Consider the following 12,586-nt stretch of genomic DNA (forward strand, 5'->3'; position numbering starts at 1 on the left):
AACGACGACGCTGGTCCGACATGCTGGTGGAAGAAAAGCGATGAACCCGTCCGGGCCGATTGCAGGAACGCCCGCCCGGCCCCACGGCCGGCGGGAAGCGCTGCGTGACACGCTCGAGGCGGCCATTCTCGCCGCTGCCGAAGAATCGTTTTCCACGTACGGCTTCGAGGGGAGTTCCGTTGCGACGATCGCGGCGGCCGCCGGCTTGTCGAAGCAGAACCTGATGTACTACTTCCCCACGAAACTGGCGCTCTACAAACGCGTGCTGGACGACGTATTGCGCGACTGGCTGGGCAGGATGCGGGAGTTTGCGGCGCCCGATCGCGAGCCCGCGGAAGCGATGTCGGCCTATATCCGGGCCAAGCTCGAATTCTCCAGAAATCGCCCGCATGGATCGCGGGTTTTTGCGCTGGAAATCATCGGCGGGGCAAAGACCTGCGGCAAGGAAATCCGCAAGCAACTGATTCCGGTGTTGCGCGACGACATCCGGGTGCTCGAACGCTGGATCGACGAAGGCAAGGTCAGGCAGGTCGAAACGGAGCACCTGTTCTTCCTGATCTGGGCAGCCACGCAAGCGTATGCGGATTTCGCTCCCCAGATGCTGCTGGTGCTCGGCAAGCGCACGCTGGGAAGCGACGATTTCGACGCGGCTTACCGCACCATCTCGAGCCTGGTGCTCAACGCGCTGATCACCGAAGACGGAATGACCGCTTGACCGCCTCCGTCGCCACATGCGCGGCGATCACGGAGGCATGCCCTGCCCCGGCACCATCAGCGCTCGCCGGGGAGGTGCGGGTCGACGTCGCGCGATGTGCGCTTCGCCGTCGTGCGCTCGCCGCTCGCCCCGCTGCGGCTTGCCGGCGAACCGCCGGTCAGTCGTCGTGCTTGTAGCGCTTCTTGTTCTTGTGCTTGTTGCCGTGGTAATGATCGTTGGAGCGCGAGTTGTTGCGCGACACGTGGCCGCCCAGCGCCGCACCCGCGCCGCCGCCCACCGCGGCGCCGACGAGGCTGCCGGCCGTGCCGCCCATCGCGTTGCCCGCAGCGGCGCCCGCGCCACCGCCCAGTGCGCCGCCGACGACGGCACCCGTGCGTTCGCGTTTGTTCGACGTCACCGCACCGCCCGCGCCACCGCCCACGGCCCCGCCGATGATCGCGCCCGTGCTTCCGCCAACCGCGTTGCCGACCGCCGCGCCCGCGACGCCACCCAGCGCGCCGCCCAGTGCATTGTTCGCGTCGCCTGCCACGGCAGGCAGCGACGCCATCGCCGTCGCACCAACCACCACTGCCATCCCCGCCAATTTCTTCAGCATCTGCCTGCCCTTTCCGCTTTATGAGATATCGATGGGCGAATCTAGCATCTTTCCGTTAAGCCCATCGTAATGAAGCGTTAAATCGAGCTTTTCCTGACCGGAATCGCCGCCAAGCGGAATCCGGCCGGCACGTTCGCCCCCGCCACGACGCGACGGACGTTCCGCATCGGCTCCCCGGATGCCCCCGGCGTTCTTCCTTCCCACGCCCGCGATCCTGCATTACCATCTTGCGTCCGCCGCGCCTGCCCGCCTCAGGCAAGCGAGCCCAGCCACCTCCCCGTTTCCGCACCGATGCTCGCCCTCGTCATCCTCGCCGGCCTTTGGGCCGGCCTGCAGAACACCCTCGCCGGCGGCGGTTCGTTCGTCACGCTGCCCGCGCTGATCGTGTCGGGCATGTCGCCGCTCGCGGCGAACATCACGTCGACGGTCGCGCTGTTTCCCGCGCAGGTCACGACGGGCTGGGCGAGCCGAAACATGGTGCGCGGCGCGGGCAAGCTGTCGTTTCGCGCGCTGTTCGCGATCAGTGTCGTCGGCGGCGCGCTCGGCGGGCTGCTATTGCTGAAGACGCCTTCGTCGATCTTCTCGCGCCTCGTGCCGTGGCTCGTGCTGTTCGCGACGATCGTGTTCGCGTGGGGCAGCTTTTTCCGCAAGCCGAGCGAAGGCACCGCACACCTCGGTACCGTCCCCGCCGCGATCTCGCAGTTCATGATCGCGATCTACGGCGGCTACTTCGGCGGCGGGCTCGGCTTCCTGATGATGGCCACGCTGACGATGGCCGGCCTGTCGCCGCGTCACGCGATGTCGACGAAGAACGCGCTCGCGGGCGTGATGAACGCATCGGCCGTCGTGCTGTTCCTGACGTCACCGCAGTTGCATTGGGGCGCGGCACTCGCGCTCGGCGGCGGCGCGATCGTCGGCGGGCTGCTCGGCACGTGGGCGCTGCATCGCGTGAACGAACGCGTGCTGCGGATCGGGATCGTCTGCATCGGCGCGTTGCTCACCGTCGGGTTGTTCGTCAAGCCGATCTGATACACGCACACCGTTGCCGCCGCTGCGGCAGTCATTCCGGTTCAACGCCCGCGGCCCGGCACAAAGCGATCCTGCTCAGCGCGATGCTCGACGATTTCCTGCCGTGGCTGCCGGTCCGGGCCGGCGCGGGCGTTCAGCCGAACGGCCGCACGCCGATCAGCGGGCCATGCAGGAACAGCGCGAACACGGCCCACACGACGAGCCCGGCCACGATCGTCACCGCGTCGCCCGACAGCTTGCCAGCCGGATAACGAACGCCGTCGCGGCGATCGCGCGTACGCGACACGACGAAATCGACGAGCGCCCACACGAAGAACGCGCCGAACAGCACGACCGCGTGCACCGTGCCGTTCATGAGCAGGTGCGCAACCGCCCAGACCATCACGCCGGCCAGCATCGGATGCCCGACGAGCGTCTTGACGCGGTTCGCAGGCACATACGACGCGGCGATCAGCACGAACGCGACTGCGGTCAGCATGCCGGTGAGGTGGCGCACGCCGACGGGCGACACCCACAAGAGCGCCGCGCCCTCGCGCGCGATGCCGTAACCGCGGACGATCAGCACGAAGCCGACGATCGACGCGACCGCATAGCCGGCCTTCCAGCCTTTCTCGCCGATTCGCGCGATCATCGCGGAGCGCCAGCCGTCGGCGACGATCCGGATCGAGTGCACACCGAGGAAGATCGCTAAACCGAGAATCAGGACGAGCATCGGCTGTCTCCGTCTGGAATGATGAGTGGGGGAGCGTGCCGCGCGGCGTACGATGCGCCGTTCGCGGAGCCGGCGGCGAGGCCGGCGCGGGTCGCGCGCGGGCACGAGCGCGATCCGCGCCGATCATAAACGCCGGGGCCGCCGTTGTGAAGCATGCAGAAATCGCGAAGCCGTTGCTTCACGCGATCGGCACTAGGATTTCTTACGTGTCGGTGACGATTTCGAAGCCGGTTTGGGTGCCGTTTCCGGTGACGGCTTTGCAGTCCGTGGCGATGCCGACTTCGATTTCCGCGCCGTCGTCGGTTTCGACACGGGTTTCGGCGCTGTCTTCGATACCGTCTTCGTCACCGCCCTCGCCTTGCGCTTCGGCGGCCCCGCCAGCAGTGCCGCGCGATACGCGCCGCGACACCAGTCGAACAGCGCGCCCGCATCCTCGAGCACGTCGGCCGGCGTCTCGTAGTAGCCCTCGAGCGCGACGGTACGCGTGCGTCCCGAATACGAGAACGGCCCCATCCCCGCCGCGACGAACGCCGGACGGTTCACGTCGTCCACACGCAGGAACAGCGACCCGCGCGCCAGGAAGCCGAACATCACGCCGTCGAGCCGCAGCGCAGCACCGCTGAAAAAACGCGTGACTTCGATATGGCCGAGGCTCGCGATCTGGTACGCGATCTCCTCGCCATGCGCCTTGTCCGCCTGCCAGCTCATCGGCCGCCCTTGTCCATCAAGCGGCGCCGATACAGCGCTGCGTCCACGCATCGAGCGCCGCGTCGTCGAAGCCGACCGCCGCCGCACTGCTACGAATCTGCCGCCACGTCGCGCGATCGACCGGAATGCCGCCGGCGCCGCGCGCGGCGCGGCTCGCCTCTTCCGGCTCGCCGGGCACCTGCACCGGCGCATCGCCCGCCTGCGGCGACGCCTTCGCCCATGCGACGAACGCATCGGCTTCGCGCTCGGCATCGGCCGCGTCGAACGCTTTCGGGTCGATCAGCACCGACAGCATCCCGTTCACGATCGCGCTCGTCTTCTGCAGCGTGCCGCCGTACGTCGTATGCCCGCCGACGAGCGCACCGCCAAAGATCTCGCACATCGCCGCGAGCGCATAGCCCTTGTGCAGCCCGAACGGCAGCAGCGCGCCGAACGGCTGCTCGTGCATCACGGCCGGATCGTCGGTCGGCTGGCCGCGATGGTCGATCAGCGACCCGGCCGGCACGCGCTTGCCCTGGTTGTGCGCGACGCGCGTCTTGCCGTACGCGATCGCGCTCGTCGCGAAATCGAGCAGCAGCGGCGGCCGGCCCGCACGCGGATACGCGGCGCAGAACGGATTCGTGCCGAAGCGCGGATCGGTGCCGTGCAGCGGCGCGACCAGCAGGTCGCCCGGCACGTTGACGAAATGGAACGACACGAGCCCCGAGCGCGCGCACTGCTCGGCCCAGTGCCCGATGCGGCCGAGGTGATGCACGTCGCGCAGCCCGATCGCGCAGATGCCCATGCGCCGCGCGCGCTCGATTCCCTCGACCATCGCCTCGAACGCGATCACCTGGCCGAAACCGCGCCCGCCGTCGATCGTCAGCACCGCGCCGCCGTCGCGGACGATCGACGCGTGCCCGTTCAGCTGCAACTGCCCTTCCCGCCACGACGCGACGTAGTTCGGGATCATCCCGATCCCGTGCGAATCGTGGCCCGCGAGATTCGCGCCGACCAGATGATCGGCGACGAGCCGCGCTTCGCGCTCGCTGCTGCCGGCCCGTTCCCAGAGTGCCGCGACGAATGCATGCAGCGGTTCGGCGCGCATGCGCAGCGGTTCGGTATCGGGCGTCGGCAGTGCGGTCATCGGCAGGGTTCCGTCAGGTCGGATCGGGTTGGGCAATCGGGACATCGAACGGCCGCGACGATCAACGCGCGGTCGCGATCACGTCGGCGACCGCCGCGGTCAGCTTCTTCGCGTACGGCACGTGCAGGAACTCGTTCGGCCCGTGCGCGTTCGACTTCGGCCCGAGCACGCCGCACACCATGAACTGCGCGGACGGGAAGCCTTCCTGCAGCACGTTCATCAGCGGGATCGTGCCGCCGAGGCCCATGTACGCGCAGTCCGCGCCGAAATGGCGGCGCGACGCGGCGTCGAGCGACGACGCGAGCCACGGCGCGAGATCCGGCGCGCTCCAGCCCGTCGCGGCGCCCGCGTCCGGCTTGAACGTGACCTTCGCGTTGTACGGCGGATCGAGTTCGAGCAGTTCCTTCAGCTGCTGCACGGCCTGCGCGGCGTCGACGAGCGGCGGCAGGCGCAGCGACAGCTTGAACGCGGTGCGCGGACGCAGCACGTTGCCCGCATCGGCGAGCGCCGGCATGCCGGCCGCGCCCGTCACCGACAGCGACGGACGCCACGTCGAATTCAGCAGCGCCTCGCGCGGATCGGTCGTGGTCGGCAGCACCGGCTTGCCGTCCGCGCCGCACGCCCACGGCAGCCCCTTCCATACAGCATCGCCGAGGATCGCGGCGGCCGCGTCGGCTTCGCGCACGCGGCTCGACGGGATCTCGCAATGGAACACGCCCGGCAGCAGGTTGCCGTTCTTCGCGTCCTCGAGACGCTCGAACAACTGGCGCATCACGCGGAAGCTCGACGGCGCGATGCCGCCGTAGACGCCCGAGTGGATGCCTTCTTCCAGCACCTCGACCTGCAGGTCGCCGGACACGAGCCCGCGCAGCGACGTGGTGAGCCACATCTGGTCGTAGTTGCCGGCGCCCGAATCGAGACACACCACGAGCGACACCTGGCCGAGCCGGCCGCGCAGCGCGTCGACATACGGCAGCAGGTCGTAGCTGCCCGATTCCTCGCAGGTCTCGATCAGGCCGACGCAGCGCGGCCGTTCGATGCCCTGCTCGTCGAGCGCGCCGAGCGCCGCGAGGCTCGCGTAGATCGCATAACCGTCGTCCGCGCCGCCGCGGCCGTAAAGCTTGCCGTTCTCGAACTTCGGCGTCCACGGGCCGAGGTCCGCGCGCCAGCCGTCGAATTCGGGCTGCTTGTCGAGGTGGCCGTACAGCAGGATCGTGTCGGTACTGCCCGAGCGCGTGGCCGGCGATTCGAAGAAGATCACCGGCGTGCGGCCCGGCAAGCGCACGATCTCGAGCTTCAGGCCCTTCACGGGCTGGCGTTCGGCCCACTGCGCGGCATCGGTGACGACGCGCTCGAGATAACCGCGCTTCTCCCAGTCGGGATCGAACGCGGGGCTCTTCGCGGGGATCGCGATGTAGTCGGTCAGTGCGTGGAGGATTTCATCGTTCCACTTGCGCTCGATGAAGGTAACGAGCTTGTCATGGTCGAGGACGGGGGTAGTGTCGACGGAGGTCATGGTGGGGGCCTGGATCGGGCTGACGAAAATCCAGATCATACGCCGTTGATCCGCCGTCCGCGCCCCTTCCACGTGCGTTCAGATGGCCTGCGGGAACGCGTCGCGCAGCCCCGCCGCGCATGCGAGCGCGTCGTCCCACAGGCGCCGCGTCAGTTCGCCGGCATCCTCTTCGCGCGCGAGCGCCGCGGCCTCGCCCGACCACAGCAGCGAGAAATCATCGCGGCCCTACCGCTCGAACGCACCGCGCAGCGGATCGACCGCGGCCGTCGCGAGCGGGAACGCGGGTGCGAGCGCGCTCATCGGCCCCTGCTCGCGCATGAAGCGCGTCAGCAGCCCGCGCGCGGGGCGGCCCGTGTACAGGTTGGTCATGCGCGTGCCGTCGTCGCGCGCGGCACGTATCGCCGCGCGATGCTGCGCCGAGCGGCCGGCCTGCGGTGTCAGCAGGAAGCCGGTGCCGATCTGCACCGCACGCGCGCCGAGCGCGAACGCGGCCGCGATGCACCGCCCGTCGGCGATCGCGCCGGCCGCGATCACCGGCGCGCGCACCGCGTCGACGATCTGCGGCAGCAACGCGAACAGGCCCGGTTGCGCGTGGATGTCGTCGGTCAGGAACATCCCGCGATGGCCGCCAGCCTCCGCGCCCTGCGCGACGATCGCGTCGACGCCGCGCGCATCGAGCCAGCGCGCTTCCTCGACTGTCGTTGCGGACGAAACGACCAGCGCGCCGGTACGCCGCACGCGGTCGAGCAGCATGTCGTCCGGCAGCCCGAAATGGAAGCTCACGACGGCCGGCCGCAACTCCTCGACGACCGCGCACATCGCATCGTCGAACGGCGCGCGGCCTGGGCCGCTCTTCACGTCGGCCGGATCGAGCCCGGCTTCCGCGTAGTAGCCGGCGAGCGATGCGCGCCAGCGCGCGTCGACCTCCGCGTCGGGCATCGGCGGCGTGTGGCAGAAGAAGTTCACGTTGAACGGCGCGGGCGTACGCGCCCGGATCGCCGCGATCTCGTCGCGCAGTTGCTGCGGGCCGAGCGCCGCGCACGCGAGCGAACCGAGCCCGCCGGCTTCGCACACCGCGATCGCGAGCGGACTCAGCGAACCAACCATCGGGGCCTGGATCAGCGGCAAACGGGAAGGCAGCATCGTCATTGAAATCCCCCTTCGGAAAAAATTGTTGTCGCGCGCGCCGGCGGCGCACTTCCAATGCACCCCAGTATGACTTGTGCTTCTCCGGCTTCGCGCACGACACGCACGGCGACGAAGTCGAGGACGGTGTTTACCTGATCGCGTGGATCCGGCAAGCCAGGCGCGATACGAACACGCGCCGAGCGTGCTCGGTCGGGCGCCCGCTATCTTCCGCCGCGATCCATCCCGCGCCGGTACGCGGCCGGGCTCGTCGCCGCGACGCGCCGGAAATGCCGGCGCAATGATTCCTCGGAGCCGAACCCCGCGCGCGCCGCGACCTGCGCGAGCGGCAGCGCGGGTTGCGCTTCGAGCATGTCCTTCGCGACGTTCACGCGTTCGCGGATCAGCCACGCGAGCGGCGACATTCCCGTCGCATCCGCGAACTGCCGCTGCAGCGTACGCGTGCTCATCGCGGCCTGCGCGGCGAGCGACGCGAGCGTGTGCGGCTCGGCCGCGTGCGCGCGCATCCAGTCGATCAGCTTCGCGAGCCGGTCGCTGCCGCCCGGCGCGACCGGACGCGGCACGAACTGCGCCTGGCCGCCGTCGCGATGCGGCGGCAGCACGAGGCGTTGCGCGACACGGTTCGCGATGGCGCCGCCGTGATCGCGGCGCACCAGATGCAGCAGCATGTCGAGCCCCGCCGCCGAACCGGCCGACGTAACGATCTGCCCTTCGTCGACGTACAGCGCATCGGGATTCACGCGCAGCGCCGGGTAACGCGCCTGCAGGCGCTGCGCGTAACGCCAGTGCGTCGTCACGGTGAGCCCGTCGAGCACGCCGGCCGCCGCCAGCACGAACACGCCCGAACAGATCGAACAGAGCCGCGCGCCGCGCCGATGCGCGGCCCGCAGCTTCTTCAGCAGCGGCTCCGGCGGCAGTTCGTCCGGATCGCGCCAGCCGGGAATCACGATGGTGTCCGCGCGATCGAGCGTCGCGAGCCGGTACGGCGCGGCGACCGTGATGCCGCCCGCCGCGCGCACGGGCCCCGGCTCGCTCGCGCACACCGCGAAGCGATACCAGTCGACCCCGAGTTCGGGGCGTTCGAGTGCGAACAGTTCGACCACGCATCCGAATTCGAACGTGCAGAGGCGATCGTAGGCGAGCGCGACGACGAGATGATTGTGCATGGCGCGATGTTACCGGAACTTGTCGATCGCGCCACTGCCGCGAACCGCGCCGAACCGCGATACTGCCCTCCATCCCGGCGCATTCCGCGCCCGTTCATCCAGGAGAGCCTGCCCATGTCCTTCGTCACCGACGTGCCCGCCGCCGACAGCCCCGCCGCCCTCGCGCATTTCGAGGCATCGCTGCGATTCGAGACCGATTGCTGGGACGTGCATGACGCGCTCGCGTCCGGTTCGCCCGATTTCGTGCTGCTCGACGTACGCGGCCCCGACCAGTTCGCCGCCGGCCACGTGCCCGGCGCACGCAACCTGCCGCGTCGCAAGATCGTCGCGGGCAAGCTCGCCGGTTATCCGGCCGGCACGCTGTTCGTCGTCTACTGCGCGGGCCCGCACTGCAACGGCGCCGCGCGCGCGGCGATCGAACTCGCGCGCCTCGGCCGCCCCGTCAAGCTGATGATCGGCGGCGTGACGGGCTGGCTCGACGAAGGTTTCGCGTTGAGCAACGAACTGCAGCCAGCGGACGCCGAAGTCCGCTGATCGTTATTAAAAACGCAACAATCAATTGCCGGCACACAAACGGAAAAAGCGCGACAATCGGCCACATTGCAGTTCGGACGGAGCAGCACAATGAATGATGCAGTCCTGATTCAAGTGGCCGGTTCGGTCGTCGCGATCGCGCTCTATTTCCTGCCGGCCGTCATTGCCGACCGGCGCGGCCGGCACGACAAGCTGACGATCGCGATGTTCAACGCGCTGTTCGGGTGGACCGGCATCGGCTGGCTGATGACGCTGTACTGGGCGTGCCAGCCGAACCCGCGCACCGATGTCGCGCAAACGATCCTCGCGAAGCGCCGCGGCATCAGCATGCGGACCTTCTCGACCGGCCTCGTCGAACGCGTGCAGCGCCGCGTCGCCGCCCAGGAGCAATGGGCGGAGAAGCAAGGCTGCCGCTAGGTCCCTCTTTCCCCTTCACCGTGCCACGTCGAACTTCGGCATTCTGACGTTGGTCGACGCGCGGTAATTCCACGTCAGCCCGTCGCGCGGCGGCCAGCCGCCCGCGCGCAACCACGCCGCGAACGCCCCCGCCGTCACCGCCCGCGCGATCCGCTCGCCCGGGCACCCATGCGGCCCCGTGCCGAAGCCGAAATTCGGCCCGGCGGCACGGCCGGGCATCAACCGGTGCGGATCGCGATGCACGACCGGGTCGCGGTTCGCCGCAGCGAGCACGACGAGGATCGCGTCGCCGGCTTCGACGGTCACGCCCTCGATCGTCGTGCGCGACGCGACGAAGCGGCGCGTGTTCTGCACCGGCGCATCGAAGCGCCCGACTTCGGCGACGAACGCGTCGAGCGCGACGTCGTCCGGTGCGTCGCGCACGGTTTCCGCTTCCCCGTTCCATGCCGCCAGCGTGTTGCCGAGCCACGCGGCCGTCGCCTCGCAGGTCTGCGACAACAACCCGACGAGATTCGCGACCAGCGCGCCGCTCGCCTGCCAGCCCGACGCGCGGGCCGCTTGCTGCACCGCAGCGACGAGCGTGCCGTCGTGCGCGTGCGTCTGCGCGACGCGCTCGGTCATCCGCTCGAGCAGTTGCCGCGCGCCGTCGCTCGCGCGGGCCAGCGCGGCCGCGTCCGACAGCGGCGACAGCGCGGCGACGAAGTCGACGACCCGCGCCGCGATGTCGTCGAGCTGCGTCTCGTCGAAGCCGAGCAGATCGGCGACCGCGCAGACGGGCACCGTCATGCACCACGCATTCAGCGCGTCGGCATCGCCCGGCGCCGGCAGCCGCCGCGCGGCAAGCTGCGCGGCACGGTCACGCAGCGCACCGGTGTCGATCGGCGCGAATGCCGTGCGCAGCGCCTGCTTCGGCACGTCGTGCCGCAACGCGCCGTCGTTCATGCGCACCAGTTCGCCGAACAGCGCGCCGGCCGTCGTGCCGCGCAGCGCGGGCGGCACGGGCGCGTCCAGCGGACGCACGCGGCAGGCCGGATGGCCGAGCACGGCCGTCACGGCCGCCGCGCGGCTCGCGACCCACAGGCCGAGCACGGCGTCGAATGCGAGCGGCGGCCCGTCGACGAGCGCCGCATAGTAGGGATAGGGATCGCGGTGCGTCACCGCGGCAATGGGATCGGTCGGGTTCGGGTTCATGCGAGCAGTATCGGCGCAGTGCGCTGCCGCATGTTTCGGGCTCGCGTGAAATGTCGTCGCGCCGGCGCTGCGTATCGCATGCATTGCAGCATCGCAACGGCAGGCCGGCTTCAGGCAGCCGATCGGTAGCGTTGCGACTGCATGCGCATCCGGACGCGCCCGGCCGAAATCGCGCGCGGCTCGAGCACCACCGTGTCGTGATGGAACATTTCCTGCCGGAACTCGCCGTTTTCGTCGAACCACTGGCAGATGAGCCAGTCGGCGTCGTCGAACACGACCGGCCCGGCATAGGTGACGGTCATGCGCGGCCCGCCCGTTTTCAGCGTCACGACATCGCCGACGCGAAACCTGACGCGCTGATTTTCTCGGATCGTCATCGCTCTCTCGATTTTTTATATATTGAATATATTGATATTCCCGGCGGCCCGCACAACCGGTCGTTTGAATTTGCCGCAGATTAACAATCAAAAAAATAAACGGCAACTCCCGCGTACGAAAATTCGCTGATTGTAAAAATGCAACAATGCGCGGTATCGGCGCACGCCGCGGAAGGCTGACCGCCAGATTCGGCGCGGCTTGCGTGCTAAATCCGGTCGAACGGGCGGAATGCGGAGAATAAATGATGATTTTCGCGTCGTCATCGGCCTTTAAACCCGACGCGAAATCGGTTGATTATTGTCAATCAATGCTTCGACTGGAAACGATCCCACGTTTTACTTGTGATCATTCCCCGAATGAAACCGGCGAATTATCGGGCGCCGCAAACCAGCGATTGATATCGCGCCCCGGCACGGCCGCCTGGGTGAACGTGAACGTGCCGTCGCGCGCCATCTCCGTCGCGGCGCGCAGGAACGCGCCGAGCGCGGCCCGCGCCAGCGCGCCGCCGACGCTGACGCGCTTCACGCCGAGCGCCGCCAGCTCGGCGAGGCTCAGCAACCCGCCCTGCAGCCCCATCACGACGTTGACTGGCGCGCCGACCGCCTGCGTCACCGCCGCGATCTCGGCGGCGTCGGTGATGCCCGGCGCATACAGCACGTCGGCGCCCGCGTCGCGATAGGCGACGAGCCGCGCGATCGTGTCGGCGAGGTCGCGACGGCCGTGCAGGTAGTTTTCGCAACGCGCGGTCAGCGTGAACGGAAACGGCAGCGCGCGCGCCGCGTCGACGGCCGCCGCGATGCGCTCGACTGCCGCGTCGCGCGCGTAGATCGGCGCATCGGCGCGGCCCGTCGCATCCTCGATCGAACCGCCGACCGCGCCGGCCTCGGCCGCCAGCCGGATCGTTTCGGCCACCGTGTCGGGCGCGTCGCCGAAACCGTTCTCGAGATCGGCGCTCACCGGCAGACCGCCCGCGGCGACGAGATCGGCGATGTGATCGAGCATCGCGTCGCGGTCGATCGCGTTGTCGGGCCGCCCTTTCGAAAATGCGTAGCCGGCACTCGTGGTGGCGAGCGCCTCGAAACCGGCCATCGCGAGCAAGCGGGCGGTGCCGGCGTCCCACGGGTTCGGAATGATGAAGGCGCCGGGGCGCGTGTGCAGCGTGCGGAAAATTTCTGCTTGGCGGGCCTGAAGGTCGGAACGGGTCATCGCGGACTCCCGGAAGGTGTTGACGGGTGAGCTTACGCCGGCCGCGCGCTCGACGTTTCAGCGATGGCCGAAATGTCGCCGTGCGACAGGAAAAAGTCGGCGACGCGCCGACAGCCGGCAGCGAGCGGGTAGGCACCGCTGCCCTCC

The 12,586-nt window shown here is 69.0% G+C and carries 13 protein-coding genes and 1 pseudogene; 4 read left to right on the top strand and 10 right to left on the bottom strand.

Annotation, left to right across the window (positions count from 1 at the left end; all coding sequences use genetic code 11):
• The first annotated feature begins 40 nt into the window (after positions 1–40).
• Positions 41–715, top strand: a complete 675-nt coding sequence (locus FPJ27_RS15425; protein WP_204421708.1) for a TetR/AcrR family transcriptional regulator — start codon at positions 41–43, stop codon at positions 713–715.
• A 157-nt stretch (positions 716–872) separates the two neighbouring features.
• Here FPJ27_RS15425 and FPJ27_RS15430 read toward each other — a convergent pair whose 3' ends face one another.
• Entirely contained in the window at positions 873–1,310 is a 438-nt protein-coding gene (locus tag FPJ27_RS15430) for a hypothetical protein (protein ID WP_175959618.1), read from the bottom strand.
• Between the two features lie 291 nt (positions 1,311–1,601).
• Between FPJ27_RS15430 and FPJ27_RS15435 the strand changes: the two genes are divergently transcribed.
• A complete protein-coding gene (locus FPJ27_RS15435; RefSeq protein ID WP_175959619.1) occupies positions 1,602–2,339 on the top strand; it encodes a sulfite exporter TauE/SafE family protein in 738 nt (245 codons plus the stop codon).
• Positions 2,340–2,472: 133 nt separating this feature from the next.
• On the opposite strand, the gene FPJ27_RS15440 is transcribed toward FPJ27_RS15435, so the two are convergent.
• The 6 genes and pseudogenes from FPJ27_RS15440 to ftrA form a co-directional block, all read right to left on the bottom strand.
• On the bottom strand, positions 2,473–3,051 hold the full coding sequence (locus tag FPJ27_RS15440; protein WP_072444251.1) for an NnrU family protein: 579 nt from the start codon (positions 3,049–3,051) through the stop codon (positions 2,473–2,475).
• A 192-nt stretch (positions 3,052–3,243) separates the two neighbouring features.
• Complete coding sequence (locus FPJ27_RS15445; RefSeq protein ID WP_072444253.1) at positions 3,244–3,759, bottom strand: TfoX/Sxy family protein; 516 nt, start codon at positions 3,757–3,759, stop codon at positions 3,244–3,246.
• A 16-nt stretch (positions 3,760–3,775) separates the two neighbouring features.
• On the bottom strand, positions 3,776–4,885 hold the full coding sequence (locus FPJ27_RS15450; protein ID WP_072444255.1) for a malate/lactate/ureidoglycolate dehydrogenase: 1,110 nt from the start codon (positions 4,883–4,885) through the stop codon (positions 3,776–3,778).
• Between the two features lie 61 nt (positions 4,886–4,946).
• A complete protein-coding gene (locus FPJ27_RS15455) occupies positions 4,947–6,401 on the bottom strand; it encodes a M20 family metallopeptidase (RefSeq protein WP_175959622.1) in 1,455 nt (484 codons plus the stop codon).
• Between the two features lie 78 nt (positions 6,402–6,479).
• Positions 6,480–7,550 (bottom strand): annotated as a pseudogene (locus FPJ27_RS15460) (nitronate monooxygenase).
• A 200-nt stretch (positions 7,551–7,750) separates the two neighbouring features.
• Positions 7,751–8,713, bottom strand: coding sequence for a transcriptional regulator FtrA (gene ftrA, locus FPJ27_RS15465; RefSeq protein ID WP_072444261.1), 963 nt, complete (start codon positions 8,711–8,713; stop codon positions 7,751–7,753).
• Positions 8,714–8,827: 114 nt separating this feature from the next.
• Here ftrA and FPJ27_RS15470 point away from each other — a divergent pair, with 114 nt between their 5' ends.
• On the top strand, positions 8,828–9,247 hold the full coding sequence (locus FPJ27_RS15470; protein WP_204421709.1) for a rhodanese-like domain-containing protein: 420 nt from the start codon (positions 8,828–8,830) through the stop codon (positions 9,245–9,247).
• Positions 9,248–9,337: 90 nt separating this feature from the next.
• Positions 9,338–9,664: a superinfection immunity protein gene (locus FPJ27_RS15475; protein ID WP_034180582.1), complete on the top strand. Its 327-nt coding sequence runs from the start codon at positions 9,338–9,340 to the stop codon at positions 9,662–9,664.
• A gap of 15 nt (positions 9,665–9,679) precedes the next feature.
• Here FPJ27_RS15475 and FPJ27_RS15480 read toward each other — a convergent pair whose 3' ends face one another.
• The 3 genes from FPJ27_RS15480 to FPJ27_RS15490 form a co-directional block, all read right to left on the bottom strand.
• The gene (locus FPJ27_RS15480) at positions 9,680–10,855 is read right to left on the bottom strand and encodes a cytochrome P450 (protein WP_072444265.1); all 1,176 of its coding nucleotides are present in this window, start codon (positions 10,853–10,855) and stop codon (positions 9,680–9,682) included.
• Positions 10,856–10,965: 110 nt separating this feature from the next.
• The gene (locus FPJ27_RS15485) at positions 10,966–11,232 is read right to left on the bottom strand and encodes a YodC family protein (protein ID WP_072444266.1); all 267 of its coding nucleotides are present in this window, start codon (positions 11,230–11,232) and stop codon (positions 10,966–10,968) included.
• 346 nt (positions 11,233–11,578) lie between these two features.
• The gene (locus FPJ27_RS15490; protein ID WP_072444267.1) at positions 11,579–12,439 is read right to left on the bottom strand and encodes an isocitrate lyase/phosphoenolpyruvate mutase family protein; all 861 of its coding nucleotides are present in this window, start codon (positions 12,437–12,439) and stop codon (positions 11,579–11,581) included.
• Between the last annotated feature and the right edge of the window lie 147 nt (positions 12,440–12,586).

It is taken from the genome of Burkholderia sp. MS455 (assembly GCF_016899445.1).
Lineage (GTDB): Bacteria > Pseudomonadota > Gammaproteobacteria > Burkholderiales > Burkholderiaceae > Burkholderia > Burkholderia pyrrocinia_C.

Excerpts from the sequence above, each read along its gene's own strand:
- FPJ27_RS15425 (WP_204421708.1), top strand. The coding sequence starts at position 41 with ATGAACCCGTCCGGGCCGATTGCAGGAACGCCCGCCCGGCCCCACGGC.
- FPJ27_RS15430 (WP_175959618.1), bottom strand. The coding sequence starts at position 1,310 with ATGCTGAAGAAATTGGCGGGGATGGCAGTGGTGGTTGGTGCGACGGCG.
- FPJ27_RS15435 (WP_175959619.1), top strand. The coding sequence starts at position 1,602 with ATGCTCGCCCTCGTCATCCTCGCCGGCCTTTGGGCCGGCCTGCAGAAC.
- FPJ27_RS15440 (WP_072444251.1), bottom strand. The coding sequence starts at position 3,051 with ATGCTCGTCCTGATTCTCGGTTTAGCGATCTTCCTCGGTGTGCACTCG.
- FPJ27_RS15445 (WP_072444253.1), bottom strand. The coding sequence starts at position 3,759 with ATGAGCTGGCAGGCGGACAAGGCGCATGGCGAGGAGATCGCGTACCAG.
- FPJ27_RS15450 (WP_072444255.1), bottom strand. The coding sequence starts at position 4,885 with ATGACCGCACTGCCGACGCCCGATACCGAACCGCTGCGCATGCGCGCC.
- FPJ27_RS15455 (WP_175959622.1), bottom strand. The coding sequence starts at position 6,401 with ATGACCTCCGTCGACACTACCCCCGTCCTCGACCATGACAAGCTCGTT.
- ftrA (WP_072444261.1), bottom strand. The coding sequence starts at position 8,713 with ATGCACAATCATCTCGTCGTCGCGCTCGCCTACGATCGCCTCTGCACG.
- FPJ27_RS15470 (WP_204421709.1), top strand. The coding sequence starts at position 8,828 with ATGTCCTTCGTCACCGACGTGCCCGCCGCCGACAGCCCCGCCGCCCTC.
- FPJ27_RS15475 (WP_034180582.1), top strand. The coding sequence starts at position 9,338 with ATGAATGATGCAGTCCTGATTCAAGTGGCCGGTTCGGTCGTCGCGATC.
- FPJ27_RS15480 (WP_072444265.1), bottom strand. The coding sequence starts at position 10,855 with ATGAACCCGAACCCGACCGATCCCATTGCCGCGGTGACGCACCGCGAT.
- FPJ27_RS15485 (WP_072444266.1), bottom strand. The coding sequence starts at position 11,232 with ATGACGATCCGAGAAAATCAGCGCGTCAGGTTTCGCGTCGGCGATGTC.
- FPJ27_RS15490 (WP_072444267.1), bottom strand. The coding sequence starts at position 12,439 with ATGACCCGTTCCGACCTTCAGGCCCGCCAAGCAGAAATTTTCCGCACG.